Here is a 24789-nt window from a genome sequence, read left to right as displayed (position 1 = left end):
CAGGCGGTTCACGGCCCGGCTGATCGACACTCTGGTCCTCGGGGCGGTCGTCGGGGCCGTCGCGGTCCCGTTCGTCGCCAAGGCGCTCGACCACATCGACGGCAAGATCCAGCAGGCCAAGCAGTCCGGGGAGACGGTCACCGTCTGGCTTCTGGACGGCACCACCTCCACGTACTTCGGTATCGCGCTCGCCGCGCTGCTGGTGCTGGGCGTGCTGTACGAGGCGCTGCCGACCGCCAAGTGGGGCCGGACGCTCGGCAAGAAGCTGATGGGGATCGAAGTGCGGGACATCGAGTCCCATGAGCCCCCGCCGTTCGGTGCCGCGCTGCGCCGCTGGCTGGTCTACGGGACGCTCGGCATCCTGGTGGTCGGCGTGGTCAACGTCCTGTGGTGCCTGATCGACCGTCCGTGGCGCCAGTGCTGGCACGACAAGGCCGCCCATACGTTCGTCGCCGGGCGGTAGGGGTCGCCCGAACGGCCTGTGGTCGTTTGCGGGGCCGGGCCGGCCGGGATGCACTGCCCACATGAGCAACGAACCGCCGGCGCCCGGTCAGCAGCCCCCCGAGGACGACCCGTTCCGCAAGAAGCCGCAGGACGACGGCTCCCCGCCGCCACCCCCGCCGCCGGGCGGCGGCGGCCCCTACGGCGGCCAGGGACCCTACGGCGGCCAGGGGCCGTACGGCGGCGGCGGACCGTACGACGGCGGTCCGTACGGAGGCGGCGGCCCCTACGGCGGTCCGGGCGGTGGCCCCGGCGGGGGCGGGCCCTACGGCGGCGGTCCCGGCGGGGGCGGGCCCTACGGCTACGGAGGGTCCGATCCCCTCGCGGGGATGCCGCCGCTCGCCGGCTCGGGCCGGCGCGTCCTGGCCCGGCTCATCGACTGGCTCATCATCGTCGTGCCCCTGGCGATCCTCGGCATCCCGTTCGACATCTACGCCAAGGTGTCCGACGAGACCGACGTGGCGGACGTGTGGCAGGCCAACGACGGTGGGCAGTGGGTCTTCCAGCTCATCACGATCGTGGCGTACGTCGCCTACGACACCCTCATGACCACCAAGAGGCAGGGCCAGACGATCGGCAAGCGGCTGCTGGGCATGCGGGTGGCGATGCTCAACGACGGCAGCGTGCCGAACACCAACGCCGCGCTGATCCGGGCGGTCGTGCTGTGGCTGCCCACGCTGATCTGCTGCGCCTGTCTGTGGCCGTTGTTGCTGCTCATCCTGATCCTGGTCGACAAGCCCTACAAGCAGGGTCTGCACGACAAGGCGGCCAGGACCGTCGTCGTGTCAACGACGCAGTGAGTGCTCCCTGCGCTCGACCGGGACCGGCGGTCGCACCGAGTCGTACGTCGTGCGGCGTGTGGCGGGCGCCGGCAGGGTCATCGCGACCAGCAGGCCGAGCGCGAGCGCGGCCACCCCGATCAGTGCGACGCCCCACCCGGTGGTGGTGCGGGACAGCAGCAGCATGGCGACGGTCGCGAAGACGACGGTGGCCGAACCATAGGCGAGCTGTGCGGCGGTCGGACGCGGCATGGCGGGTTCCGTCCTCGAGGCTGGAGCACCGGATGGGGATCACGCAACTCGGTCGCACTGACTTCTGACTCTACGCCGGTGGATGCCCGAGAGGAACCGGTAGTAAGCGTGACCTAACCCACGGTACCGGTGCACGGGGGGCGCGCAGCATCAGGGCCTGTGTCATATGGCCGGAAGTCGGCGCCGGTTGACGCGATACGCAGGGGAGGACCGTATCAAGTGACGTACGCGAGAGCCGTGTTGTGCTCCGGGGCCTTACTGGCCGCACTGGCCACCGTGTCCGCGACGGCCACGGCGACGGCGACGGCGACGAGCGCTCCCTCCACCACGGCTCCCGTGCGCGACGACGCGGCGCGCGGTACCGCCGAGGGGAAGCACGACGGGCATGTCATCGACGGGCCCTTCAGCGCCCGGGAGCGGCAGCAGCGGCAGGTGGCGCTGGAGCAGGTGCTGAGCGGGCGGGCGAAGGTCGAGCGGCGCGGCGGTTCCAGGGTCGTGAAGCTCGGCGACCGCAAGTACGTGGAACTGGGGCGGGAGCGTACGGACAAGATCTTCACGATCCTGGTGGAGTTCGGGGACAAGGTCGACGACACCACGGTGTACGACCCGGACGGGCCGGGCGGCCCGAAGCCCCCCGTGCTCAAGTACGGCGGTACGCCGGGGCCGCTGCACAACCGGATCCCCGAGCCGGACCGTACGAGGAACAACTCGACCGACTGGCGCGCGGACTACGACCGTGAGCACTACCAGCGGCTGTACTTCGGGGAGGGCGACGGGGTGGAGTCGCTGAAGACGTACTACGAGAAGGCCTCGTCCGGGCGCTACTCGGTGGAGGGCGAGGTCTCGGACTGGGTGAAGGTCGAGTACAACGAGGCCCGGTACGGCTCGAACTACTGCGGCGGCAACAACTGCCCCAACGTCGAGGACCTGGTCTTCGACGCGGTGGCCGCCTGGGTCGCCGGCCAGAGGGCCGAGGGCAGGACGGCCGCCCAGATCAGGGCGCAGGTGGCCCGGTTCGACGAGTGGGACCGTACGGACCACGACAACGACGGCAACTTCAACGAGCCGGACGGCTACATCGACCACTTCCAGATCGTGCACGCGGGTGAGGACGGCTCGGCGGGCGGCGGGGCGCAGGGGCCGGACGCGCTGTGGGCGCACCGGGGGTACGCGTACAGCAGGGACGACGGGGACACCGGCCCGGCCGGGTTCAGGGCGGGGGGTGTGGCCGTCGGTGACACGGGCGTGTGGGTGGGCGACTACACGATGCAGCCGGAGAACGGCGGGCTGGGGGTCTTCGCCCATGAGTACGCCCATGACCTGGGCCTGCCGGACCTGTACGACACCAACAACGCGGCGGGCGTCGAGAACTCGGTCGGCTTCTGGTCGCTGATGTCGTCCGGGTCGTGGCTCGGCAGGGGCGAGGAGGCGATCGGTGATCTGCCGGGCGACATGACGGCCTGGGACAAGCTCCAGCTGGGGTGGCTCAATTACGAGCGGGCCGAGGCGGCGACCGCTTCGGCGCACACGCTGGGCGTCTCGGCGTACAACACCGACCTGCCGCAGGCCCTGGTGGTCGAGCTGCCGGAGAGGACGGTCACCACGCCGGTGGTGAAGCCGGCCGGGGGAGCGGGGCAGTGGTGGAGCGACCACGGCGACGGCCTGTCGCACACGCTGACCCGGACGGTCGACCTCACCGGCAGGAAGAAGGCCGCCCTGACGCTCGACGGCTGGTGGGACATCGAGAAGGACTACGACTACCTGTACACCCAGGTCTCCACGGACGGCGGGGAGAGCTGGAAGGCGGTCGACGGTACGGCCGACGGCGAGGCGATCAGCAGGGACGGCGGTGACAAGCCGGCCCTCACCGGGGTGTCGGAGACGTACCGGAAGCTGGTCTACCCCCTGGACGCGTACGCGGGGAAGCGGATCGTCCTGCGGTTCCGCTACAAGACGGACGGCGGTGTGGCCGGCAAGGGGTTCGCGGCCGACAACATCACCGTACGGGCCGACGGGGCCACGCTGTTCGCGGACGACGCGGAGACGCGGGCGGACACCGGCTGGACGGCGCGCGGGTTCGCACGGGTGGGGGAGGCGGTCACCGGCGACCACCCCCAGTACTACATCGCGGAGAACCGGCAGTACGTCTCGTACGACAGGGCGTTGGAGACCGGCCCGTACCACTTCGGCTTCTCCGGGACCCGGGCCGGCTGGGTGGAGCACTACGCCTACCGGCCCGGCCTGATGATCTGGCAGTGGGACACCTCACAGCGCGACAACAACGTCACCGACCACCCGGGCGAGGGTCTGCTGCTGCCGGTGGACGCCCATCCGCGGCCGATGACGTGGCCGGACGGCACGTTGATGTCGAACAAGATCACCCCGTACGACGCGGCGTTCAGCCGGTACCCGGCGCCCGGTTTCACCCTGCACAAGCGGGGTGTTCCCCACCGGATCGAGCCACATCCGGGCAACCCCGCCTTCGACGACCACACGGGTGTGTACTGGTACGCCGAGAACCGGTTCGGCGGGGTGCGCACCACGGACACCAACACCCGGATCGCCATCACCGACCAGCCGCCGAACGGCTCGTCGGTCACCGTGGAAGTGGGCCCGTCGGTCGGGTGACCAGGCCGGTTCGCGGCCGCTTCCGGGCCCGCCCCGCTGTTCGCAATGCGGATCCGCCTGTTCACATAGAGCACTTGGCCTGTGCAAGTCAAGGTCTGTCTTTTCGCGTCATTCTCCGGTCGAATGTCGTCACTTGTGGCGCGACACCGCACGCGGATATCACATCAAACCCCCCATCCGCGGTTCGCGGGCGCGGGGAGGACAAGATCAAGTGACCAGCAGACGACGGGCTTTCAGGGCGTCCGCGGTGATCGTGGCGCTGGCCGCCACGGCCGCGACGGCCTCGGCCCTCACGACGGCTCAGGCCGACAACCGCCCCACCCACGGCATCGAGCGCCATGACCCGGCACCGGGTGCGCACGACGCCGGGCACGGGGCACCCGGACACGACCATGCCGCCAAGGTCGACCACGACCTCGACGGCCCGTTCAGCAAGCAGCAGGCCCAGGCGCGCGAGGCGGCGCTGGAGCAGGTGCTGGCCGGCGACCGCAAGGTGGAGCGCAGGGGTGCCTCCAAGGTCGTCAAGCTCGACGACAAGAAGTACGTCGAGCTGGGCCGCGAGAAGACCGACAAGATCTTCACGATCCTGGTCGAGTTCGGCGACAAGGTCGACAACACCACGCTGGTCGACCGCGCGGACGACGGCGACGACCACACGCTCAAGCCGAAGTTCGGCGGCACGCCCGGCCCGCTGCACAACCAGATAGCCGAGCCGGACCGTTCGAAGGACAACTCGACGGCCTGGCAGAAGGACTACGACCGGCAGCACTTCCAGGACCTGTACTTCGGCACCGGCACGGACAAGAAGACCGGTGAGCAGAAGCAGTCCCTGAAGACCTACTACGAGAAGACCTCCTCGGGCCGCTACTCGGTCGAAGGCACGGTCTCCGACTGGGTCAAGGTCGAGTACAACGAGGCCCGGTACGGCTCGAACTACTGCGGCAGCAGCAACTGCTCCAACGTGTGGGACGCCGTCCGCGACGGTGTGACCGCGTGGACCGCCCAGCAGAAGGCGGCCGGCAAGACCGACGCCGAGATCAAGGCGCAGCTGGCCCAGTACGACCAGTGGGACCGCTACGACTTCGACGCCGACGGCGACTTCAACGAGGCCGACGGTTACATCGACCACTTCCAGATCGTCCACGCCGGTGAGGACGAGTCCGCCGGCGGCGGCGCCCAGGGCGGCGACGCGCTGTGGGCCCACCGCTGGTACGCGTACGGCACCGACGCCGGCAAGACCGGCCCGGCGCAGAACAGGGCCGGCGGCACGCAGATCGGCGACACCGGCATCTGGGTCGGCGACTACACGATGCAGCCGGAGAACGGCGGCCTCGGCGTCTTCGCCCACGAGTACGGTCACGACCTGGGCCTGCCGGACCTGTACGACACCTCCGGCCGCGCGGGCGCGGAGAACTCGACCGGCTTCTGGTCCCTGATGTCGTCCGGCTCCTGGCTGGGCACGGGCAAGAACGAGATCGGCGATCTGCCGGGCGACATGACCGCCTGGGACAAGCTCCAGCTCGGCTGGCTCAACTACGAGAAGGCCAAGGCGGCCACGGAGTCCAAGCACACGCTGGGCGTCGCCGCGTACAACACCAAGAACCCGCAGGCGCTCGTCGTCGAGCTGCCGAAGAAGAAGGTCACCACCGCGGTCGTGAAGCCCGCCGAGGGCTCCAAGCAGTGGTGGAGCGACATGGGTGACGACCTCAAGAACACCCTCACCCGCTCCGTCGACCTCACCGGCAAGAGCAAGGCCGAGCTGACGCTCGACGGCTGGTGGGACATCGAGAAGGACTACGACTACCTCTACACCGAGGTGTCGACCGACGGCGGCAAGCAGTGGACCGCCCTGGCGGGTACGGCCGACGGCAAGGCCATCCCGGCCGACGCCAGCGGCGCCCCGGCCCTGACGGACGTCTCCGGCGGCTTCCAGAAGCTGGCGTACTCGCTGGACGCGTACGCCGGCAAGAAGTTCGACCTCCGCTTCCGCTACCAGACCGACGGCGGCGCGGGCGGCAAGGGCTTCACGGCCGACGCCATCACCCTGACGGCCGACGGCACGGCGGTCTTCTCGGACAACGCCGAGGGCGACGACAACGGCTGGACCGCGAAGGGCTTCTCGCGGATCGGTGAGTCCTTCACCGACGAGTACGAGCAGTACTACATCGCCGAGAACCGCCAGTACGTCTCGTACGACAAGACCCTGAAGGTCGGCCCGTACAACTTCGGCTTCGCGGCGCCGATGGACTCCTGGGTGGAGCACTACCCGTACCAGACCGGTCTGCTGGTCTGGCAGTGGGACACCTCCCAGAAGGACAACAACACCGCCGTCCACCCGGGTCAGGGCATGATCCTGCCGGTCGACGCGCACGCCACCCCGACGAAGTGGGCCGACGGCACGCTGATGCGCAACCGCATCCAGGCCTACGACTCGCCGTTCAGCCTCTACCGGACGAACGGGCTCACCCTGCACAAGGCGGGCGTCGAGGCGAAGATCGCGTCGCAGCGGGGTGTGCCGGTCTTCGACGACCGCAAGGGCGTCTACTGGTACGAGTCGAACCCGCGTGCGGGCGTCAAAGTAACTGACACCAACACCAAGATCTCGATCGTCAAGCAGCCGAAGAACGGTCGGACGATTACGGTCAAGGTCGGTCCCTCGACGAAGTAAAACCCGTTTCCGCAGGTCAAAGCATGATCGGCCGTCGCCCCCTAGCGGGCGGCGGCCGATTCTGTTTAGGTGCGTGGTGACCCTTTCTTATTGACACACCATCTCACGGGGGAGTGGTTCAGCATGCCCGGCGGAGGTTTCACCAAGCTGCCCGGAGGCAAGGTCGTGGTCGCGCTCAGCCTGCCCAGCCCGGTCGGCGACGGCTCCACGGTCCGCGTCCTGGTCCACGCCGCCAACCGCGCCCGCGCCCTGACCCGGCTGCGGAATCTCGGCCTCCGCGCGGTCTACCTGCGGGGCAACACCCACCCGCCCACCCCGGACGAGATCACCGCCGTGCTCCACCACCCCGACGGCCTGCTCTGGCGCACGGTCCCGGAGGCCCACACCGAGCTCTGGCACCCCATCCGCGCCCTGCTCCCCCGGTCACGCCCCTGGGGCGCCCCGAGCGCCCCCTGACCCACCGCGCCCGCCTCCGGACCGTCGTCACGGTGCGGGACCGCCCCCGCACGGCCACGCGCGTGGAGGCGCCGGGCGGTCGCCCCGCCGGTGCCGAGCCCGGCACCCGGGCCCCCGCCCGGGCATGGGGCGCCAGGTGGGCCAGGTGGGCTGGGGGGCCAGGTGGGGCCGGGGGGTCAGACGACCGGCTTGCCGGTCAGTTCGACGCCCGCGGCACGCAGCTCGGCCAGGGCGCGCTCGGTGGTGACCTCCGCGACGCCCGCCGTCAGGTCCAGCAGCACCTGGGTGCGGAAGCCCTCGCGGGCCGCGTCCAGCGCGGTGGCGCGGACGCAGTGGTCGGTGGCGATGCCCACCACGTCCACCTCGGTGACCTCCCGCTGCCAGAGCCAGTCGGCCAGCCGGACGCCGTTCTCGTCGGCGCCCTCGAAGCCGCTGTACGCCGCCGCGTACGCACCCTTGTCGAACACCGCGTCGATCGCGCCGGACGCGACCGCCGGCGCGAAGTTCGGGTGGAAGCCCACGCCCTCCGTACCGGCCACGCAGTGCCTCGGCCAGGAGCGCACGTAGTCCGGCTGCTCCGCGAAGTGGTCACCCGGGTCGACATGGTGGTCGCGGGTGGCCACCACGTGCTGGTACACGGCCCCGGCGGCCTCGCCGACCAGGTCCGTGATGGCGGCCGCGACGTCCGCGCCCCCCGCCACCGCGAGGCTGCCGCCTTCGCAGAAGTCGTTCTGTACATCGACGACGATCAGTGCGCGGTGCATGGCGGTTGTCCTTCGGTGGGGGATCGGTCGGTCGGACGTTCGAGCGTGGTTCCGGGGATGGGATCGAGCCTAGAGAGTTACCCGGTCCGGCGGGAGAGGGCGTTCCTGCCCGCCGGGGCCCGGTCTCAGACGTACTCCGTGGGAATGACGGCCTCGCCCCGCGACAGCTGGATCGCCGACATCGGGAGCCCCGCGAGCGCCGCCATGTGCCGCGTCCTGGCCGCGTCCAGCGGCTCGCGCGCCACCACGTCGCCGCCCTTGACCAGCTCGACCAGCAGCTGCCGGTCCACGAGTTCGGCCGGCACCGCCCCGGTGCCGACGACCTCCGCCTCGGCCACCCCGTCCGCGTCGACCCGCCGCGCCGCCCACTTGCGGCCGCCCACCGACATCTTCCCGCCCAGCGACTTCTTGGCCACCGGCCGCAGCGGCGCCCGGGGGTCGGCGGACCCGGCGCGGGCGACGAGCTTGTAGACCATCGAGCACGTCGGGTGGCCGCTGCCGGTCACCAGCCGGGTACCGACGCCGTAGGCGTCGACCGGCGCCGCCGCCAGCGAGGCGATCGCGTACTCGTCCAGGTCCGAGGTGACGACGATCCGCGTGTCGCGCGCCCCCAGCTCGTCCAGCTGCTGGCGCACCCGGTGCGCCACCAGCAGCAGGTCGCCGGAGTCGATGCGTACCGCGCCCAGCTCCGGACCGGCGACCTCCACGGCGGCACGCACCGCCTCGGCCACGTCGTAGGTGTCGACGAGCAGCGTCGTACCGCGGCCCAGGGACTCCACCTGCGCCCGGAAGGCGTCCCGCTCGGTGTCGTGGAGGAGGGTGAACGCGTGCGCGGAGGTGCCGACCGTCGGGATGCCGTAGCGGAAGCCCGCCGCCAGGTCGGAGGTGGAGGAGAAGCCGCCCACGTACGCGGCGCGGGCCGCGGCGACGGCCGCGAGCTCGTGGGTGCGCCGGGCGCCCATCTCGATCAGGCGCCGGTCCCCCGCCGCCGCGGACATCCGGGAGGCGGCGGCCGCGATCGCCGAGTCGTGGTTGAGGATCGAGAGGATCACGGTCTCCAGCAGCACGCACTCGGCGAAGGAGCCCTCGACCCGCAGGATCGGCGAACCGGGGAAGTACACCTCGCCCTCGGGGTAGCCCCAGATGTCGCCGCTGAAGCGGTACTCCGCGAGCCACTCCAGCGTCGGCTCGTCGACGATGCCGCGCTCGCGCAGGAAGCCGAGGACGTCCGCGTCGAAGCGGAAGTTCTCCACGGCGTCCAGGACGCGGCCGGTGCCGGCGACCACGCCGTAGCGCCGGCCCTCGGGCAGCCGCCGGGTGAACACCTCGAAGACCGACCTCCGGTCGGCCGTGCCGCCCCCCAGGGCCGCCCGCAGCATCGTCAGCTCGTACTGGTCGGTGAAGAGCGCGGTAGACGGCACGTCCACCGGCAGCCCAAGATCCGCAGCATTCATACGACGATGCTACCGCGCATACTCGTCAGTCTGACGATTTCTAGGTCCCTGTTTGTGCGACCCCCCACCCTGAGTGGCAGCATGGGCTAGGTGAGTGTTGCTCCCGCAGAGATCGAACGCACCGAAGCGGCCGAAGAGGGTTTCGCCGTCACCGAACCCGACGTGCCCTGGGTGACGATCGTCCACAACGATCCGGTCAACCTCATGAGCTACGTCACCTACGTCTTCCAGGCGTACTTCGGCTACTCCAAGGACAAGGCGCACAAACTGATGCTGGACGTGCACCACAAGGGCCGGGCCGTGGTCTCCAGCGGCACCCGCGAGGAGATGGAACGGGACGTGCAGGCCATGCACGGCTACGGGCTGTGGGCGACCCTCTCCCAGGACCGCGGCTGATGAGCGGACGCTTCGAGGCGCTGCCCGGTGGCGGCGCGGCAGTCCCGCTCGACGAGGTCGAGATCTCCATCCTCCGGTCCCTGGCCGTCCAGCTCCTGGAGCTGATCGGCCCCGGCGAGGTGCCGCCCAAGGGCGAGGACCCGCTGGCCGAGCTGTTCCGCGAGGGCCCCAGCGAGCCGCCGGCCGATCCGGCGCTGGCCCGCCTCTTCCCCGACGCGTACGGGGACGGCGACGACGAGCTGCGCGCCGCGTCGGCCGAGTTCCGCCGTTACACCGAGAACGACCTGCGCGCCCGTAAGCGCGAGGACGCCCTCGCCGTCGTACGGAGCCTGGACACGCTCGACGTGGCGGGCGAGGGCGGCGCGGTCCTGAAGCTGACGGCCGGCGAGGCCCGCCACTGGCTGGGCGCCCTCAACGACCTGAGGCTGACCATCGGCACCCGGCTGGAGGTCAGGGACGACGACGAGAGCGAGGCGCTCTACCGGCTGCCGGACTCCGATCCGCGCAAGCCGATGGTCATGGCCTACCTGTGGCTGGGCGCCCTCCAGGAGACCCTGGTCGAGACCCTCATGTGACCTTCGTTCGCTCAGCGGACGCTCAAATCCGGGTAACGATCACGTCACCATCCTCCTCCGCTTTGCGGCTTCGGGTGGCCCTTGTCCGGTTTTTCCTGTGCTGTGGTTCACATCCGTCGGCCTCGATCGCGGGTGCGACCGTGGAAAATCGTCTCGATCGCCCGGGGACACCACCCCTGTACCCGGGTGCGCTCGGCCGGCCGACCGCCGGTGGCACTCCATCCATATCCGGGGGGATCAGGACCTGGTCCGCGGTCGTGCGCAGCCTGCGCGAGCGGCGCGGATCGGCGTGGAGAAAGGCGCAGCAAACCATGACCTCAGTGCAGGTCGACCAGCAGCACGACGGTGGGGCCGAGGGGACCGAGGGGACCGCAGCCGGCGAGGGTGAGGGCTACCAGCGGGGCCTGGGAGCCCGTCAGATCCAGATGATCGCGATCGGCGGGGCCATCGGCACCGGGCTCTTCCTGGGCGCCGGCAAGGCCATCTCCAAGGCCGGACCGAGCCTCATCCTGGCGTACGCCATCGCCGGTCTCGTCATCTTCTTCATCATGCGGGCGCTGGGCGAGCTGCTCATGTACCGCCCCGTCTCGGGCTCCTTCTCGGAGTACGCCCGTGAGTTCATCGGCCCCTTCGCGGGCTTCGTCACCGGCTGGACGTACTGGCTCTTCTGGGTCGTCACCGGCATCACCGAGGTCACCGCGGCCGCCACGTACATGACGTACTGGTGGGACATCCCGCAGTGGGTCTCGGCCCTGGTCTTCACGGTCGTCCTGTACGGCGCGAACCTGATCTCCGTGAAGCTCTTCGGGGAGCTGGAGTTCTGGTTCTCGATGATCAAGGTCACCGCCATCATCGGCATGATCCTCATCTGCGCCGGCATCCTGACCATCGGCTTCTCCGACGCCGGCGACACGGCCTCCATGACCATGCTCTGGTCCGAGGGCGGCTTCTTCCCCAAGGGCATCGGCAGCACGCTGATGACGCTGCAGATCGTGATGTTCGCCTTCCTCGCGGTCGAGCTGGTCGGCGTCACGGCCGGCGAGTCCAAGGACCCCAAGGTCACGCTGCCGAAGGCCATCAACACCGTCCCGTGGCGCATCGCCGTCTTCTACGTCGGCGCGCTGATCATGATCCTGTCGGTCGTGCCGTGGACGCACTTCACGCCGGGCGTCTCGCCGTTCGTCGCCGCCTTCGAGCAGATGGGCCTCGGCGTCGGCGCCGCGATCGTCAACTTCGTGGTGCTCACCGCCGCCCTGTCCTCCTGCAACTCGGGCATGTACTCCACCGGCCGCATGCTGCGCGACCTCGCGCTCAACGGCCAGGGCCCCAAGGCCTTCACCAGGCTGACCAAGTCCGGCACCCCGCTCCTCGGCACCACCTTCTCGGCGACGCTGATGCTCGTGGGTGTGTGGATCAACTACGTCGCCCCCGGCAAGGCCTTCGAGTACGTCGTCTCCTTCGCGACCATCTCCGGCATGTGGGCCTGGATCATGATCCTGGTCTCCCAGATCCGCTACCGCGCCGCCGTCGGCCGCGGTGAGGTGCCGGAGTCGGAGTTCAAGGCCCCCGGCGCGCCCTTCACCAGCTGGTTCGCACTGCTGTTCATCGGCATGGTCGTCGTGATGATGGGCATCGACGAGGGTGCGCGGGTCTCCCTGTACTGCGCCCCGCTGTGGGCCCTGCTGCTCGGCGTCTCCTACCTGGTCCTGAAGTCCCGGAACCCGGAGAACGCCGCCTTCAAGCGGTAGTCCGTCCAGGATGTGGGCCCGCCCGTACCACCACTCGGTACGGGCGGGCCCCTCTGCTTATCCTGATGCCCATGCTGACCATCACACGGGCTCTGTACGACCAGATCGTCGCGCACGCGCGCGAGGACCACCCGGACGAGGCCTGCGGCGTGGTCGCGGGTCCGGCCGGCTCCGGACGCCCGGAGCGCTTCATCCCCATGCTCAACGCCGCCCGCTCGCCCACGTTCTACGAGTTCGACTCGGGCGACCTGCTGAAGCTCTACCGCGAGATGGACGACCGCGACGAGGAGCCGGTCGTCATCTACCACTCGCACACCGCGACCGAGGCCTACCCGTCGCGCACCGACGTCTCCTACGCCAATGAGCCCGGCGCCCACTACGTGCTGGTCTCGACGGCGGACACCGACGACGCCGGACCGTTCCAGTTCCGCTCGTACCGCATCGTGGACGGCGGGATCACCGAGGAAGAGGTCCAGGTCGTCGAGGCGTACTGAGACCCCGTCCCGCATGGCGGGCGGAAAACGTCCACGATGCGGGATCACACTCCGAATGGCGGAGCGGGAATCGATACGATGACCGCATGGTTTCCATCGACGTGAGCGAACAGACGCCGGGCACCGTGCTGCTCGTGGCGCGGCTGCACGTCGACCTGTGCCGCCTCGCCAGCGCGATGTGTCCGCGCTGCGCCGCCGTTTGAGCGCCACCACCCGGCACGCCCGGCACGACCCCGGCACCACCTCAGCACCCGCGCGCGCGGCCGTCCGCGCCCGCACGCAGCACGGCCCGCCTTCTCGCTGACTCAAGCCCTTCCGACAGGAGCCCACGCCATGGCCATCGAGGTCCGCATCCCGACCATCCTCCGCACCCACACCGGCGGCGCCAAGGCCGTCGAGGGTAGCGGGGACACCCTCGCCGACCTCTTCGCCGACCTCGAGACCCGGTACCCCGGCATCCAGGAGCGCATCGTCGACGGCGGTGAGCTGCGCCGCTTCGTGAACGTCTACCTCAACGACGAGGACGTCCGCTTCCTGGAGGGCATCACCACCAAGCTGTCGGACGGCGACAACGTCACGATCCTCCCGGCCGTGGCCGGCGGAATGCGCTGATGCGCTACGACTCGCCCCTCGCCGCCGTCGGCAACACCCCGCTCGTGCGGTTGCCGCGCCTGTCCCCCTCGGCGGACGTGCGCGTCTGGGCCAAGCTGGAGGACCGCAACCCCACCGGCTCGATCAAGGACCGTCCGGCCCTGCACATGATCGAGCAGGCCGAGAAGGACGGCCGGCTCACCCCCGGCTGCACCATCCTCGAGCCCACCAGCGGCAACACGGGCATCTCGCTCGCGATGGCGGCCAGGCTCAAGGGCTACCGCATCGTGTGCGTGATGCCCGAGAACACCTCCCAGGAGCGGCGCGACCTGCTCGCCATGTGGGGCGCCGAGATCATCTCGTCCCCCGCGGCAGGCGGCTCCAACACGGCCGTACGGGTCGCGAAGGAACTCGCCGCCGAGCACCCCGACTGGGTGATGCTCTACCAGTACGGCAACCCCGGCAACGCGGGCGCGCACTACGCCACGACGGGCCCGGAGATCCTGGCGGACCTGCCGTCCATCACGCACTTCGTGGCGGGGCTCGGGACGACCGGGACCCTGATGGGCGTCGGCCGCTACCTGCGCGAGCGGAAGCCGGACGTGAAGATCGTCGCCGCCGAGCCGCGGTACGACGACCTCGTGTACGGGCTGCGGAACCTCGACGAGGGCTTCGTCCCCGAGTTGTACGACGCCTCCGTGCTCACGACCCGCTTCTCGGTCGGCTCGGCGGACGCGGTGACCCGCACGCGGGAGCTGCTCCAGCAGGAGGGCATCTTCGCGGGCGTCTCGACGGGCGCGGCACTGCACGCGGCGATCGGTGTCGGGAGGAAGGCGGTCAAGGCGGGCGAGAGCGCGGACATCGTGTTCGTGGTCGCCGACGGTGGCTGGAAGTACCTCTCGACGGGCGTCTACACGGCCCCGACGACGGAAGAGGCCATCGACGCGCTCCAGGGACAGCTCTGGGCCTGACACCCTTCCCCGCCCGTTGTGGGCAGTCGTCCCGCAGGGCGATGGGGGACCCCCCTGCTCGAGCGAAGCCGAGAGCTTGGGGAGGGTAGGCACAACGGACCGGGCGACGCCTCGCCCCGGTGCCTTCCGGTACGGCGCCTTGCGCCGGTGACCCCCGGTGCGGCGCCTCGTCCCGTGGGGCGCGCGGCTGCTGCCGGTGGGTGAGGGGCGGAGCCCCTCCGGGCTCGCTTCCCTCGCGGCCGGCGGGGCGCCCCCCGGTGCGGAGCCCCCGTCAGGCGGACAGGTGGCGGACCCGGTCCCAGAGCACGGGGTCCACCTGGCTCGCGCGGCGGCGGAAGTGCCGGAGCGGGACGTCCCGGAGCTCGTCGGTCTCCAGGAAGCTCGGGCGGCCGCGGGCGTCGCCCACCGCGCCGGGGCGCAGGGCGATCACGCCCGGCCGTTCGTCGCGGTACCGACTCGTGATCTTCGCGACGCGCACCGTGTCGCCGCGTACCGCCAGGACCAGGCACGGGCGGTCCTTCGAGCCGGGACCGTCCTCGTAGGGGACTTCCGCCCACCAGATCTCCCCGGGCAGGGGCCGCGTCCGGGGCCTCGTCCGGGGCCGGGGCCGCGCCGGCGGACGCGTACGGCCCCCGGGGCGGGACTTGGGCCGACGGCGGCCGGTCGTGTCCGACACCGCCGCGATCAGCGCGAGCACCACCACGGCGACGAGCGCCGGCCACCAGGACGTGTCCATGGACGGGACGCTACCCGCCCGAACCGGTGACAGCGCGGGTGAGTTCGACCACAAGGGGCCACTGCGGAGGAGCGACGCGGCGCACCGCGCCTTACGCTCGGTAAACCGCACGACCTCCCCTGTCAGCGCCTGCCCGGCTCCCGTCCTCGGAGGTTCACGCTCCATGAAGCTCACCGTCGTCGGCTGCTCGGGGTCGTTCCCGTCCGCGGAATCGGCCTGTTCGAGCTACCTCGTAGAGGCCGACGGCTTCCGGCTGCTCCTCGACATGGGCAACGGTGCCCTGGGCGAGCTGCAGCGCCACATCGGTCTGTACGACCTCGACGCGATCTTCCTCAGCCACCTGCACGCCGATCACTGCATCGACATGTGCGGGTACTTCGTCGCGCGCTACTACCGCCATGAGGGCGGCCGCTGCCCCGCCATCCCGGTGTACGCCCCGGACGGCGCCGAGCAGCGTCTGACGACGGCGTACGCGGACACGCCGTCCGACAAGTCGATGAGCGAGGTGTTCGACTTCCGCACGCTCACGTCCGGCTCGTTCGACATCGGCCCCTTCCGGGTGCGGACGGAGAAGGTCAGCCACCCGGTCGAGGCCTACGGCATCCGTGTCGAGCACGGCGGGAAGTCACTCGCGTACTCCGGGGACACGGGCGTGTGCGACGGGCTGGACACACTCGCCGCGGGCGCCGACCTGTTCCTGTGCGAGGCGTCGTTCACGTATGGCAAGGAGGACATCCCGGGGCTGCACCTGAACGGCCGTGAGGCAGGCGCGCACGCCGCCCGGGCGGGCGCGGGGCGGCTGGTGCTGACGCACATCCCGCCGTGGACCGACGGCGAGCGGAACCTCGCCGACGCGCGGGCGGTGTACGACGGCCCGTCGGAGCTGGCGCGCGCCGGGGCGGTCTACGAGCTGTAGGCACACAGCGGAAGGCCCCCGGAACCATGAGTTCCGGGGGCCTTCGGCGCTTCTCTACTTGGCCTCGGCCTTCTGGAGCTCGGCCAGCTCCTCGTCGGACTCGCGGCCCGGCGTGGGGAGGTTGAACTTGGTGATCGCGAAGCGGAAGACCACGTAGTACACCGCCGCGAAGCAGAGGCCGACCAGGGCCAGCCCCCACGGGTTGGACGCGATGCCCAGGTTCAGGACGAAGTCGACCGCACCGGCCGAGAAGCCGAAGCCGTCCTTCATGCCGAGCGCCCAGGTCAGCGCCATGGAGACACCTGTCAGCACCGCGTGGATGGCGTAGAGCACCGGCGCGATGAACATGAAGGTGAACTCGATCGGCTCGGTGACACCGGTGACGAAGGAGGTCAGGGCGAGGGAGAACATCATGCCGCCGACGACCTTGCGGCGCTCGGGGCGGGCGCAGTGGACGATCGCGAGGCACGCGGCCGGGAGGGCGAACATCATGATCGGGAAGAAACCGGTCATGAACTGTCCGGCGGTCGGGTCACCGGCGAGGAAGCGGGCGATGTCGCCGCTCTTGCCCTCGTACGAGCCGGCCTGGAACCAGGGGAAGCTGTTCAGCAGGTGGTGCATGCCGACCGGGATCAGCGCGCGGTTGGCGACGCCGAAGATGCCCGCGCCGACGGCGCCGGAGTTGACCAGGCTCTCACCGAACCAGTGCAGACCGGAGCCCAGCCACGGCCAGATCAGGCCGAAGACGATGCCGGCGAGCAGGCCGGCGAAGGCGGAGAGGATCGGGACCAGCCGGCGGCCGCCGAAGAAGCCCGCCCAGTCCGGCAGCTTGGTGCGGTAGAAGCGCTGGTAGAGCAGCGCCACGATGATGCCCATGACCACGCCGCCGAGCACCTTGGCGTCGACCGCCTGCTCCACCATGACGATCTTGCCGTCGACGATGGCTTCCTTCTTCGGCAGGCTGCTGTCGGTGAAGGTGCCGAGCACGCTCTTGAACACCAGGTAGCCGACCACCGCGGCCAGCGCGGTGGAGCCGTCGGACTTCTTCGCGAAGCCGATCGCGATACCGACGGCGAACAGCAGCGCCATGTTGTCGAGCAGGGCGCCACCGCCGGCGGCCATATAGCCCGCGATCTTGGTGATGAAGGTCGGGAACGACTCCCGGCCGAGCATGTCGGGCTGACCGAAACGCACCAGGAGCGCCGCGGCCGGCAGCACGGCGACCGGCAGCATGAGGCTGCGGCCGATGCGCTGCAGGACGGCCATCGCGCCGGCGCCCTTCTTCTTCTCCGCCTCGGGGGCGGTGGCGGTGGACATCAGGTTCCTCCAGGTGGGCAAGGCGCCGCCCGGGGACATTGATGTCTAATGGGGGACGGCGGCGTCTCGGGAACGCGGCGCAACGCCGCGTGGTCTACACCATTAACTGGTGTAGACCTGTTGTAGCACGGTGAGGGTTAGATAAGGAACTTGCGATTTGATAACGCCGGAGGGGCCCCGTGATCGGGGCCCCTCCGGATGCGGCCGGGCGGCGCCGCGGCTGAGCGCGGCTACGGCCTGGTGGCGTCCGTCTCCGCCTCCTCGGGCTCACGGCCCGGCGTCTTCAGGTCGAACTTGGTGATCGCGAAGCGGAAGACCACGTAGTACACCACCGCGAAGACCAGGCCGATCGGAATGATCAGCCACGGCTTCGTCGCCAGCCCCCAGTTGATCACGTAGTCGATCAGGCCGGCCGAGAAGCTGAAACCGTCCTTGACGCCGAGCGCCCAGGTCACCGCCATCGAGACGCCGGTCAGCAGGGCGTGGACCGCGTACAGCACCGGCGCGATGAAGAGGAACGAGTACTCGATCGGTTCGGTGATGCCGGTGACGAACGAGGTGAGCGCCACCGAGAGCATCAGGCCGCCGACCTCCTTGCGCCGGTGGGGCTTGGCGCAGTGCGTGATGGCGAGCGCGGCGGCCGGCAGGGCGAACATCATGATCGGGAAGAAGCCGCTGGTGAACTGCCCCGCGTCCGGGTCGCCCGCGAGGAACATGCTGATGTCGCCGTGCACCACCGTGCCGTCCGGCTTGGTGTACGAGCCGAACTGGAACCAGACGGGGACGTTCAGGAACTGGTGCAGGCCGATGACCAGCAGCGCGCGGTTGGCCACCCCGAAGATGCCGGCGCCCCAGGCGCCCAGCCCCACCAGCCAGTCGCTGAAGCTCTCCAGTGCGTCGCCGACCGGCGGCCACACGAAGAGGCACACCACCGCGAACGCGATCGCGACGAACGACATGAGGATCGGCACGAGCCTGCGCCCGTTGAAGAAGCCCAGCCAGTCGACCAGCTTCGTGCGGTGGAACCGCTGCCAGACGTACGCCGTCAGCAGGCCCATGACGATGCCGCCGAAGACGCCCGGGTTCTGGAACGTGTACGCCGCGAAGGCGCCGCCCGCGTCCAGACAGCCGCCCTTGACGTCCCGGGTGCCCACCGGGCAGTCCTTCGGGAAGGCCCGCAGGACGCCCCGGTAGACCAGGAACCCCGCCACCGCGGCGAGCGCGGTGGAGCCGTCCGCCTTCTTCGCCATGCCGATCGCGACGCCGACGCAGAAGAGGAGGGGCAGGCCCAGGTCCGCGTCGAGGAGTGCGCCGCCCGCGCCCGCCATCACCCTGGCGACGTCGCCCCAGCCCAGCCCGTCGGCGCCGAAGACGTCCGGCTGGCCCAGCCGGTTGAGGATGCCCGCCGCGGGCAGCACGGCGATGGGCAGCTGGAGGCTGCGGCCCATCTTCTGCAGCCCCTGGAAGAGTCCGGCCCGTCGACTCCGCCGGGGTGCGGGCTTCGACCCGGCCGCGCTCTCGGAACTCATCGGCGTCCTCCTGAAGACTGGTGTAGACCAGTTGCGATATCGTGGGCGCTGGTGATCGTCATCCTTCGGTACAACCGGATCACGCGCCCGCGAAGATGGGCCAACCGTGCGTTACCGTGACGAAAGACCTAGGTGGGCAGAGCAGCGCTCAGTGCTCCGAAACGGCTCTTTGACGCAGGGAGAAAGACATGGCCAGCAAGGCTGAGAAGATCGTCGCCGGGCTCGGCGGCATCGACAACATCGACGAGGTCGAGGGCTGCATCACCCGCCTGCGGACCGAGGTCAACGACCCCGCCCTCGTCGACGAGGCCGCGCTGAAGGCCGCCGGCGCCCACGGCGTCGTCAAGATGGGCTCTGCCATCCAGGTCGTCATCGGCACCGACGCCGACCCGATCGCCGCCGAGATCGAAGACATGATGTGAGCTGACCGCTCACCCGTGAGGGGCCCGTTCCGGTACCGGAACGGGCCCCTCGCACATCGGCGGCTAGGCTCCTCCCCATGTCTCGAATCGACGGCCGCACCCCCGAACAGCTCCGCCCGGTCACCATCGAACGCGGATGGAGCAAGCACGCCGAGGGCTCCGTCCTCATCTCCTTCGGCGACACCAAGGTCTTCTGCACCGCCTCCGTCACCGAGGGCGTCCCGCGCTGGCGCAAGGGCAGCGGCGAAGGCTGGGTCACCGGCGAGTACTCGATGCTGCCGCGCTCCACCAACACCCGCGGCGACCGCGAATCCGTACGCGGCAAGATCGGCGGGCGCACCCACGAGATCTCCCGCCTCATCGGCCGCTCGCTGCGTGCCGTCATCGACTACAAGGCCCTCGGCGAGAACACCATCGTCCTCGACTGCGACGTCCTCCAGGCCGACGGCGGCACCCGCACCGCCGCCATCACCGGCGCGTACGTCGCCCTCGCCGACGCCGTCGCCTGGGCCCAGGCCAAGAAGCTCGTCAAGGCCGGCCGCAAGCCGCTCACCGGCACCGTCGCCGCCGTGTCCGTCGGCATCGTCGACGGCACGCCGCTGCTGGACCTCTGTTACGAGGAGGACGTGCGCGCCGAGACGGACATGAACGTCGTCTGCACCGGCGACGGCCGGTTCGTCGAGGTCCAGGGCACCGCCGAGGCCGAGCCCTTCGACCGCAAGGAGCTCAACGCCCTGCTGGACCTCGCCACCGGAGGCTGCGCCGACCTCGCCGCCCTCCAGCGCGACGCCCTCGGCATCACGCTCTAGCAACCACGGGCGCCCCCCGGGGCGTCCTGACGAGTACGGGTGTACGGGCCGAACCGTACGCCCGTCCGCAGCCCCGGGGAGGACCCGTCCATGCACCGACGCCGTACCGCCGCACTCACCGCCGCCACCGCGATGCTCGCCCTGACCGGAGCGGTCGGCTGCGGCGCGCTCGACAAGGCCATGGGCTGCGTCCAGGCCGCCGACGCCATCGCCACCAGCGTCAACAAGCTCAGCCAGGCCGCCTCCACCGCCGCCGACGACCCCACCCGGCTGTACGAGTCCCTCGACGAGATCGACAAGGAACTCGCGAGCCTCCAGGACAAGACCGACAACGCCGACCTGTCCAAGGCCGTCGACGACCTCGGCAAGGGCGTCGACTCCGTCCGCACCGCCGTCAACAACGGCGACGCCACACCCGACATCAAGCCCGTCACGGACGCCGCCACCGAGATCGGCAAGGTCTGCACCCCGTAGATACTGGGGGCATGAGCCGCCTGATCCTCGCCACCCGCAACGCCGGGAAGATCACCGAACTGCACGCCATCCTCGCCGCCGCGGGCCTCGGCCACGAACTCGTCGGCGCGGACGCCCACCCCGAGATCCCCGACGTCAAGGAGACCGGCGTCACCTTCGCCGAGAACGCGCTCCTCAAGGCGCACACCCTCGCCAAGGCCACCGGCCTGCCCGCCATCGCCGACGACTCCGGCCTCTGCGTCGACGTCCTCGGCGGCGCGCCCGGCATCTTCTCGGCGCGCTGGGCGGGCCGGCACGGTGACGACCAGGCCAACCTGGCCCTCCTGCTCGCCCAGCTCGCCGACATCGACGCCCCTCACCGCGCCGCCCACTTCGCCTGCGCGGCCGCCCTCGCCCTCCCCGACGGCACCGAGCGGGTGGTGGAAGGCCGCCTGCGCGGCACCCTGCGCCACGCCCCGTCCGGCAGCGGCGGCTTCGGCTACGACCCGATCCTCCAGCCGGACGGCGACACCCGCACCTGCGCCGAGCTGACGGCGGACGAGAAGAACGCCATCAGCCACCGCGGCCAGGCGTTCCGCGCCCTCGTCCCGGTCATCCGGGAGCTGGTCGGCTGACTCCGCGTGCCCACGCCGAAGGGCCGCCTCCCGTGCACCGGGAGGCGGCCCTCGTCGTACGTGCGGCCGGAGGGACTCGAACCCTCACGGGTGTTACCCCACTGGGACCTAAACCCAGCGTGACTGCCAGTTCCACCACGGCCGCGGGCGCGCCCCCATCGTAGTGGGCCGCCCACCGGCACACGCCGCCCCCGTCAGAACCGGGGCTCCTGGGCCCGCGCCTGGACCAGTTCGGCCGCCTCCTCCTTGGTGCAGACCGACGGCGGTGAGCCCTCCAGGGGCTGACCGGCCGTCTCCTTCATGCAGGCCACCGCGATCACGCCCACCAGGGCGGCCGCCATCGCGTAGTACGCCGGCATCAGGGTGTCGCCGGTGACGCCGATCAGCGCGGTGATGACCAGGGGAGTGGTGCCGCCGAAGAGGGAGGCGGAGAGGTTGTAGCCCACCGAGAGCGAGCCGTAGCGCACCTGGGTCGGGAACAGCGCCGGAAGCGCCGCCGACATCGTGCCCAGCAGGCACACCAGCGACAGGCCGAGCATCAGCATGCCCGCCGTGATGGCGAGGACGCCGCCCAGACCGATCAGCCAGAACGCCGGGGCGGAGAGGAACAGGAAGCCCAGCATGCCCGCCATCAGCAGCGGCCTGCGGCCGAACCGGTCGCTCAGCCTGCCGACCTGATTGATGATCAGCATCAGGAACGCCATGACGGCCAGCAGGATCAGCAGCCCGTGCGTCGCGCTGTAGCCGAGTTCGTCGGAGAGGTACGTCGGCATGTACGACAGCAGCATGTAGTCGGTGATGTTGTACGCGCCGACGAGCGCGACGCACAGGATCAGCGTCGGCCAGTACCGGCGGAAGATCGTGGCGAGGTCGCCCTTGGCCGAGGTCTCCACCGGGTCGGCCGCCTCGGAGGCGGGCGCGTTCTCCGCCTCCAGCTTCTGGAAGGCCGGCGTCTCGTCCAGCCTCAGCCGCAGGTAGAGCCCGACCAGGCCCAGCGGGCCCGCCACCAGGAACGGCACGCGCCAGCCCCAGGCCTCCATGGACGCGTCGCCCAGGACCGCGGTCAGCACCGTCACCAGGCCCGCGGCGGCGACGTACCCGGCCAGCGTGCCGACCTCCAGGAAGCTGCCGAAGAAACCGCGCCGCTTGTCCGGGGCGTACTCGGCGATGAAGGTCGACGCGCCGCCGTACTCGCCGCCCGTCGAGAAGCCCTGGACCAGCCGGAACAGGATCAGCAGCACCGGGGCCCAGAAGCCGATGGACGCGTACGAGGGGATGAGCCCGATGGCGAACGTCCCGGCCGCCATCAGGATCATCGTGAGGGCGAGCACCTTCTTACGGCCGACACGGTCGCCCATCGGGCCGAAGACCATGCCGCCCAGCGGCCGGACCAGGAAGGCGACGGCGAAGGTCGCGAAGGAGGACAGCAGCTGTACCGTGTCGTTCCCCGAGGGGAAGAAGACACGGCCGATGATGACGGCCAGATAGCTGTAGATCCCGAAGTCGAACCACTCCATGGCGTTGCCGAGCGACGCCGCCTTCACGGCCCGCTTGACCGCCGCCGGGTCGGTGACGGTGATGTCGGACCGCCGGAGCTTCGGGTTCCTCCGCCGCTGGATGGTGCGGAACAGGATGCGGTGGCGCCTGACCGCCGCCGGATCGGTCGTGGCCGCCATGGGCAGGGGTCCTTTCCTGGGCTGCGTGATCCATCCAAGGGGAACATCTGCTCGGGCATAGCGATCGCAAACCGAAGTCCCGGATCATCGGGACTTCGGTCCCAGGGCGAGGGGCCGACCGGCACGCGCGGTCGGATTCCGAGGTCCTTTCAGATACCGAGGTCCTTGATGATCTTCGCTACGTGGCCGGTCGCCTTCACGTTGTACAGCGCCCGCTCGACCTTGCCCTCCTCGTCCACCACGACCGTGGACCGGATCACGCCCGTCACCGTCTTGCCGTACAGCTTCTTCTCACCGAACGCGCCGTACGCGCCCAGCGTCTCCTTGGACGGGTCGCCGACCAGCGTGACCTTCAGGTCCTCCTTCTCGCGGAACTTCGCCAGCTTCTCCGGCTTGTCCGGCGAGATCCCGATCACGTCGTACCCGGCGTCGGCGAGCACGCCGAGGTTGTCGGTGAAGTCGCACGCCTGCTTGGTGCATCCGGGTGTCAGGGCGGCCGGGTAGAAGTAGACGATGACCTTGCGGCCCCGGTAGTCCGCCAGCGAGACGTCCTTGCCGTCCGCGTCCGGCAGGGTGAAGGCGGGTGCGGTGTCGCCGGGCTGCAGTCGCTCGCTCATGGCTTGCTGGCTCCTCGGGAGGGGGGGAAGGTCGTACGCGTTCAGAGCCTAATGGGGGTCTGGGACAGTCACCGGGCCCCCGAGCTGACAGACTGTCCACCACGGATTCGGTCGGACCTACGGAGGCAGCGCGGTGTCGGAAGCCAGGACCCCTGCGCAGATCGAGGCGGACATCGTCCGCCGACGCGAGCAGCTCGCCGTCACTCTCGACGAGATCGGTGTGCGCGTGCACCCGAAGACGATCATCGGGGACGCGAAGGCCAGGGTGGCGTCGACGGTCGACGAGACCGCCGGGCGCGCCTTCGTCACCGTGAACCGTGTCGTGACGGACGTGAAGGGACGGTTCGTCTCGGAGGACGGCGCGCCGCGCCTGGAGCGGGTCGTGCCGGTGGCGCTGCTCGCCGTCGGCGTGGTCGGGCTGCTCGCCATGAGCGTCCGGAGGCGCAAGGGCTGACACGAGTGGTGACCCTCCGGCCTCCGGGACGCGGCGGGGCAGGTAGGTTCGTGGCGTGAGCGAGAACACCCACGACAAGCTGCCCATCCGGATGTTGCACGACCGGGTGCTGGTCCGTACCGACACGCCCGAGGGCGAGAGGCGTTCGGGCGGCGGCATCCTGATCCCGGCGACCGCCGCCGTCGGCCGCCGGCTCGCCTGGGCCGAGGTGGTCGCGGTCGGTCAGAACGTCCGGACCGTGGAGACCGGTGACCGGGTGCTGTACGACCCCGAGGACCGTGCCGAGGTCGAGGTGCGGGGCGTGGCGTACGTACTGATGAGGGAGCGCGACCTGCACGCGGTCGCGGCGGACCGGTTCGGCGGGTCCGAGGACTCGACCGGTCTGTACCTGTAGGGGTTCCCCGCGGGGGCTCCTGGCGGCGGCTTCGATGGAAGCGCGTGCGGACAAGGCCTGGTGGCGGACGCCACCAGGCCTTCGTGCTTCCGCTTTGCTACCTTTGAGGGACCCCGACGAGACGCGCCGTACCGGGTCACGCAAAGACGACGCACCCCTTGTTCGTACGTTTTCGCGTCTCGGAGGTGCCGTCATGGCCTGGGTCCTGTTGATCGTCGCCGGTCTGCTCGAGGTGGGCTGGTCGATCGGGATGAAGTTCACGGACGGTTTCACGCGGCTGTGGCCCAGCCTGCTGACCGGAGCCGGGATCGTCGCCAGCATGGTGCTGCTCTCCCAGGCCGCGAAGACCCTGCCGATCGGCACCGCGTACGGCGTGTGGGTCGGGATCGGCGCGGCCGGTGCGGCGGTGGTCGGCATGGTCGTGCTGGGCGAGCCGGTGACCGCCGCGCGGATCTTCTTCGTCTGCCTGCTGCTGGTCGCGGTGGTGGGCCTGAAGGCGACCTCGGGGCATTAGGGCGGCTCGCGGGTCGCCGCCGGCTCGCGTGCCCCCGGCA

At 70.3% G+C, this 24789-nt stretch carries 28 protein-coding genes, 1 tRNA gene and 1 riboswitch; of the genes, 20 read left to right on the top strand and 9 right to left on the bottom strand.

What is annotated here, in order from left to right:
- Together ABD347_RS03695 and ABD347_RS03690 are read left to right on the top strand one after the other, a co-directional pair.
- Positions 1–463: RDD family protein (locus ABD347_RS03695; protein WP_344356229.1), on the top strand; the 463-nt coding region annotated here is incomplete at its 5' end.
- 61 nt (positions 464–524) lie between these two features.
- Positions 525–1301, top strand: coding sequence for an RDD family protein (locus ABD347_RS03690; RefSeq protein WP_344356227.1), 777 nt, complete (start codon positions 525–527; stop codon positions 1299–1301).
- Here ABD347_RS03690 and ABD347_RS03685 read toward each other — a convergent pair.
- The gene (locus tag ABD347_RS03685) at positions 1287–1532 is read right to left on the bottom strand and encodes a hypothetical protein (protein ID WP_344356225.1); all 246 of its coding nucleotides are present in this window, start codon (positions 1530–1532) and stop codon (positions 1287–1289) included. The two genes, ABD347_RS03690 and ABD347_RS03685, sit on opposite strands and share 15 nt — an antisense overlap.
- 276 nt (positions 1533–1808) lie before the next feature.
- On the opposite strand from ABD347_RS03685, the gene ABD347_RS03680 reads away from it, so the two are divergent.
- The 3 genes from ABD347_RS03680 (at position 1809) to ABD347_RS03670 (ending at position 7284) form a co-directional block, all read left to right on the top strand.
- Positions 1809–4160: an immune inhibitor A domain-containing protein gene (locus ABD347_RS03680; RefSeq protein ID WP_344356383.1), complete on the top strand. Its 2352-nt coding sequence runs from the start codon at positions 1809–1811 to the stop codon at positions 4158–4160.
- 211 nt (positions 4161–4371) lie between these two features.
- The gene (locus ABD347_RS03675; protein ID WP_344356223.1) at positions 4372–6828 is read left to right on the top strand and encodes an immune inhibitor A domain-containing protein; all 2457 of its coding nucleotides are present in this window, start codon (positions 4372–4374) and stop codon (positions 6826–6828) included.
- Between the two features lie 123 nt (positions 6829–6951).
- Complete coding sequence (locus ABD347_RS03670) at positions 6952–7284, top strand: hypothetical protein (protein ID WP_344356381.1); 333 nt, start codon at positions 6952–6954, stop codon at positions 7282–7284.
- A gap of 176 nt (positions 7285–7460) precedes the next feature.
- Here ABD347_RS03670 and ABD347_RS03665 read toward each other — a convergent pair whose 3' ends face one another.
- Together ABD347_RS03665 and ABD347_RS03660 are read right to left on the bottom strand one after the other, a co-directional pair.
- Complete coding sequence (locus ABD347_RS03665; RefSeq protein ID WP_344356221.1) at positions 7461–8048, bottom strand: isochorismatase family protein; 588 nt, start codon at positions 8046–8048, stop codon at positions 7461–7463.
- Between the two features lie 125 nt (positions 8049–8173).
- On the bottom strand, positions 8174–9502 hold the full coding sequence (locus ABD347_RS03660) for a nicotinate phosphoribosyltransferase (RefSeq protein ID WP_344356219.1): 1329 nt from the start codon (positions 9500–9502) through the stop codon (positions 8174–8176).
- 90 nt (positions 9503–9592) lie between these two features.
- Here ABD347_RS03660 and clpS point away from each other — a divergent pair, with 90 nt between their 5' ends.
- From clpS to ABD347_RS03625, 7 genes are all read left to right on the top strand, one after another.
- The gene (gene clpS, locus ABD347_RS03655; protein ID WP_064072206.1) at positions 9593–9898 is read left to right on the top strand and encodes an ATP-dependent Clp protease adapter ClpS; all 306 of its coding nucleotides are present in this window, start codon (positions 9593–9595) and stop codon (positions 9896–9898) included.
- On the top strand, positions 9898–10473 hold the full coding sequence (locus ABD347_RS03650) for a DUF2017 domain-containing protein (RefSeq protein WP_344356214.1): 576 nt from the start codon (positions 9898–9900) through the stop codon (positions 10471–10473). The genes clpS and ABD347_RS03650 overlap by 1 nt, the downstream gene beginning before the upstream one ends.
- 311 nt (positions 10474–10784) lie before the next feature.
- Positions 10785–12221, top strand: coding sequence for an amino acid permease (locus ABD347_RS03645; RefSeq protein WP_344356211.1), 1437 nt, complete (start codon positions 10785–10787; stop codon positions 12219–12221).
- Between the two features lie 71 nt (positions 12222–12292).
- Positions 12293–12715: a M67 family metallopeptidase gene (locus tag ABD347_RS03640; protein ID WP_344356208.1), complete on the top strand. Its 423-nt coding sequence runs from the start codon at positions 12293–12295 to the stop codon at positions 12713–12715.
- 86 nt (positions 12716–12801) lie between these two features.
- A complete protein-coding gene (locus ABD347_RS03635; RefSeq protein WP_344356206.1) occupies positions 12802–12918 on the top strand; it encodes a putative leader peptide in 117 nt (38 codons plus the stop codon).
- A 130-nt stretch (positions 12919–13048) separates the two neighbouring features.
- Positions 13049–13327: a MoaD/ThiS family protein gene (locus ABD347_RS03630; protein WP_344356204.1), complete on the top strand. Its 279-nt coding sequence runs from the start codon at positions 13049–13051 to the stop codon at positions 13325–13327.
- Positions 13327–14277, top strand: coding sequence for a PLP-dependent cysteine synthase family protein (locus ABD347_RS03625; RefSeq protein ID WP_344356202.1), 951 nt, complete (start codon positions 13327–13329; stop codon positions 14275–14277). The genes ABD347_RS03630 and ABD347_RS03625 overlap by 1 nt, the downstream gene beginning before the upstream one ends.
- A gap of 271 nt (positions 14278–14548) precedes the next feature.
- On the opposite strand, the gene ABD347_RS03620 is transcribed toward ABD347_RS03625, so the two are convergent.
- On the bottom strand, positions 14549–15013 hold the full coding sequence (locus ABD347_RS03620; protein WP_344356200.1) for a type II toxin-antitoxin system PemK/MazF family toxin: 465 nt from the start codon (positions 15011–15013) through the stop codon (positions 14549–14551).
- Positions 15014–15176: 163 nt separating this feature from the next.
- On the opposite strand from ABD347_RS03620, the gene ABD347_RS03615 reads away from it, so the two are divergent.
- Complete coding sequence (locus ABD347_RS03615) at positions 15177–15929, top strand: MBL fold metallo-hydrolase (protein ID WP_344356198.1); 753 nt, start codon at positions 15177–15179, stop codon at positions 15927–15929.
- A 54-nt stretch (positions 15930–15983) separates the two neighbouring features.
- On the opposite strand, the gene ABD347_RS03610 is transcribed toward ABD347_RS03615, so the two are convergent.
- The gene (locus ABD347_RS03610) at positions 15984–17246 is read right to left on the bottom strand and encodes a PTS transporter subunit EIIC (RefSeq protein WP_344356196.1); all 1263 of its coding nucleotides are present in this window, start codon (positions 17244–17246) and stop codon (positions 15984–15986) included.
- A 230-nt stretch (positions 17247–17476) separates the two neighbouring features.
- The gene (locus ABD347_RS03605) at positions 17477–18775 is read right to left on the bottom strand and encodes a PTS transporter subunit EIIC (protein WP_344356193.1); all 1299 of its coding nucleotides are present in this window, start codon (positions 18773–18775) and stop codon (positions 17477–17479) included.
- A gap of 188 nt (positions 18776–18963) precedes the next feature.
- Here ABD347_RS03605 and ABD347_RS03600 point away from each other — a divergent pair, with 188 nt between their 5' ends.
- From ABD347_RS03600 to rdgB, 4 genes are all read left to right on the top strand, one after another.
- Positions 18964–19197, top strand: a complete 234-nt coding sequence (locus tag ABD347_RS03600; protein WP_344356190.1) for a PTS sugar transporter subunit IIB — start codon at positions 18964–18966, stop codon at positions 19195–19197.
- 77 nt (positions 19198–19274) lie between these two features.
- Positions 19275–20006: a ribonuclease PH gene (gene rph / locus ABD347_RS03595; protein ID WP_344356188.1), complete on the top strand. Its 732-nt coding sequence runs from the start codon at positions 19275–19277 to the stop codon at positions 20004–20006.
- Between the two features lie 90 nt (positions 20007–20096).
- Positions 20097–20480, top strand: a complete 384-nt coding sequence (locus ABD347_RS03590) for a hypothetical protein (protein ID WP_344356185.1) — start codon at positions 20097–20099, stop codon at positions 20478–20480.
- 11 nt (positions 20481–20491) lie between these two features.
- The gene (rdgB, locus tag ABD347_RS03585; RefSeq protein ID WP_344356183.1) at positions 20492–21094 is read left to right on the top strand and encodes an RdgB/HAM1 family non-canonical purine NTP pyrophosphatase; all 603 of its coding nucleotides are present in this window, start codon (positions 20492–20494) and stop codon (positions 21092–21094) included.
- A 61-nt stretch (positions 21095–21155) separates the two neighbouring features.
- Here the strand turns inward: rdgB and ABD347_RS03580 are convergent.
- From ABD347_RS03580 to bcp, 3 genes are all read right to left on the bottom strand, one after another.
- Positions 21156–21239 (bottom strand) — tRNA-Leu (locus ABD347_RS03580).
- A 49-nt stretch (positions 21240–21288) separates the two neighbouring features.
- A complete protein-coding gene (gene proP / locus ABD347_RS03575; RefSeq protein WP_344356181.1) occupies positions 21289–22770 on the bottom strand; it encodes a glycine betaine/L-proline transporter ProP in 1482 nt (493 codons plus the stop codon).
- Positions 22771–22919: 149 nt separating this feature from the next.
- On the bottom strand, positions 22920–23387 hold the full coding sequence (bcp, locus tag ABD347_RS03570; RefSeq protein ID WP_344356178.1) for a thioredoxin-dependent thiol peroxidase: 468 nt from the start codon (positions 23385–23387) through the stop codon (positions 22920–22922).
- A gap of 133 nt (positions 23388–23520) precedes the next feature.
- Here bcp and ABD347_RS03565 point away from each other — a divergent pair, with 133 nt between their 5' ends.
- The 3 genes from ABD347_RS03565 to ABD347_RS03555 all read left to right on the top strand — a co-directional run bounded on the left by ABD347_RS03565 (position 23521) and on the right by ABD347_RS03555 (position 24749).
- Positions 23521–23841, top strand: a complete 321-nt coding sequence (locus ABD347_RS03565) for a DUF3618 domain-containing protein (protein ID WP_344356176.1) — start codon at positions 23521–23523, stop codon at positions 23839–23841.
- Between the two features lie 55 nt (positions 23842–23896).
- Positions 23897–24235: a GroES family chaperonin gene (locus ABD347_RS03560; protein ID WP_073750705.1), complete on the top strand. Its 339-nt coding sequence runs from the start codon at positions 23897–23899 to the stop codon at positions 24233–24235.
- A gap of 95 nt (positions 24236–24330) precedes the next feature.
- Positions 24331–24391: riboswitch (guanidine-III (ykkC-III) riboswitch) on the top strand.
- A 37-nt stretch (positions 24392–24428) separates the two neighbouring features.
- Positions 24429–24749, top strand: a complete 321-nt coding sequence (locus ABD347_RS03555; protein ID WP_344356171.1) for a DMT family transporter — start codon at positions 24429–24431, stop codon at positions 24747–24749.
- Positions 24750–24789 lie beyond the last annotated feature (40 nt).

It is taken from the genome of Streptomyces gobitricini (assembly GCF_039532985.1).
Taxonomy (GTDB): domain Bacteria; phylum Actinomycetota; class Actinomycetes; order Streptomycetales; family Streptomycetaceae; genus Streptomyces; species Streptomyces gobitricini.
Note: the sequence above shows the minus strand (reverse complement) of the source record. Positions and strands in the feature narration are given on the sequence as shown.

Excerpts from the sequence above, each read along its gene's own strand:
- ABD347_RS03605 (WP_344356193.1), bottom strand. The coding sequence starts at position 18,775 with ATGAGTTCCGAGAGCGCGGCCGGGTCGAAGCCCGCACCCCGGCGGAGT.
- ABD347_RS03645 (WP_344356211.1), top strand. The coding sequence starts at position 10,785 with ATGACCTCAGTGCAGGTCGACCAGCAGCACGACGGTGGGGCCGAGGGG.
- ABD347_RS03685 (WP_344356225.1), bottom strand. The coding sequence starts at position 1,532 with ATGCCGCGTCCGACCGCCGCACAGCTCGCCTATGGTTCGGCCACCGTC.
- ABD347_RS03660 (WP_344356219.1), bottom strand. The coding sequence starts at position 9,502 with ATGAATGCTGCGGATCTTGGGCTGCCGGTGGACGTGCCGTCTACCGCG.
- ABD347_RS03630 (WP_344356204.1), top strand. The coding sequence starts at position 13,049 with ATGGCCATCGAGGTCCGCATCCCGACCATCCTCCGCACCCACACCGGC.
- ABD347_RS03620 (WP_344356200.1), bottom strand. The coding sequence starts at position 15,013 with ATGGACACGTCCTGGTGGCCGGCGCTCGTCGCCGTGGTGGTGCTCGCG.
- bcp (WP_344356178.1), bottom strand. The coding sequence starts at position 23,387 with ATGAGCGAGCGACTGCAGCCCGGCGACACCGCACCCGCCTTCACCCTG.
- ABD347_RS03600 (WP_344356190.1), top strand. The coding sequence starts at position 18,964 with ATGGCCAGCAAGGCTGAGAAGATCGTCGCCGGGCTCGGCGGCATCGAC.
- ABD347_RS03650 (WP_344356214.1), top strand. The coding sequence starts at position 9,898 with ATGAGCGGACGCTTCGAGGCGCTGCCCGGTGGCGGCGCGGCAGTCCCG.
- ABD347_RS03610 (WP_344356196.1), bottom strand. The coding sequence starts at position 17,246 with ATGTCCACCGCCACCGCCCCCGAGGCGGAGAAGAAGAAGGGCGCCGGC.
- ABD347_RS03635 (WP_344356206.1), top strand. The coding sequence starts at position 12,802 with ATGGTTTCCATCGACGTGAGCGAACAGACGCCGGGCACCGTGCTGCTC.
- ABD347_RS03690 (WP_344356227.1), top strand. The coding sequence starts at position 525 with ATGAGCAACGAACCGCCGGCGCCCGGTCAGCAGCCCCCCGAGGACGAC.
- proP (WP_344356181.1), bottom strand. The coding sequence starts at position 22,770 with ATGGCGGCCACGACCGATCCGGCGGCGGTCAGGCGCCACCGCATCCTG.
- ABD347_RS03590 (WP_344356185.1), top strand. The coding sequence starts at position 20,097 with ATGCACCGACGCCGTACCGCCGCACTCACCGCCGCCACCGCGATGCTC.
- ABD347_RS03555 (WP_344356171.1), top strand. The coding sequence starts at position 24,429 with ATGGCCTGGGTCCTGTTGATCGTCGCCGGTCTGCTCGAGGTGGGCTGG.
- rdgB (WP_344356183.1), top strand. The coding sequence starts at position 20,492 with ATGAGCCGCCTGATCCTCGCCACCCGCAACGCCGGGAAGATCACCGAA.
- ABD347_RS03670 (WP_344356381.1), top strand. The coding sequence starts at position 6,952 with ATGCCCGGCGGAGGTTTCACCAAGCTGCCCGGAGGCAAGGTCGTGGTC.
- ABD347_RS03625 (WP_344356202.1), top strand. The coding sequence starts at position 13,327 with ATGCGCTACGACTCGCCCCTCGCCGCCGTCGGCAACACCCCGCTCGTG.
- ABD347_RS03640 (WP_344356208.1), top strand. The coding sequence starts at position 12,293 with ATGCTGACCATCACACGGGCTCTGTACGACCAGATCGTCGCGCACGCG.
- rph (WP_344356188.1), top strand. The coding sequence starts at position 19,275 with ATGTCTCGAATCGACGGCCGCACCCCCGAACAGCTCCGCCCGGTCACC.
- ABD347_RS03615 (WP_344356198.1), top strand. The coding sequence starts at position 15,177 with ATGAAGCTCACCGTCGTCGGCTGCTCGGGGTCGTTCCCGTCCGCGGAA.
- ABD347_RS03665 (WP_344356221.1), bottom strand. The coding sequence starts at position 8,048 with ATGCACCGCGCACTGATCGTCGTCGATGTACAGAACGACTTCTGCGAA.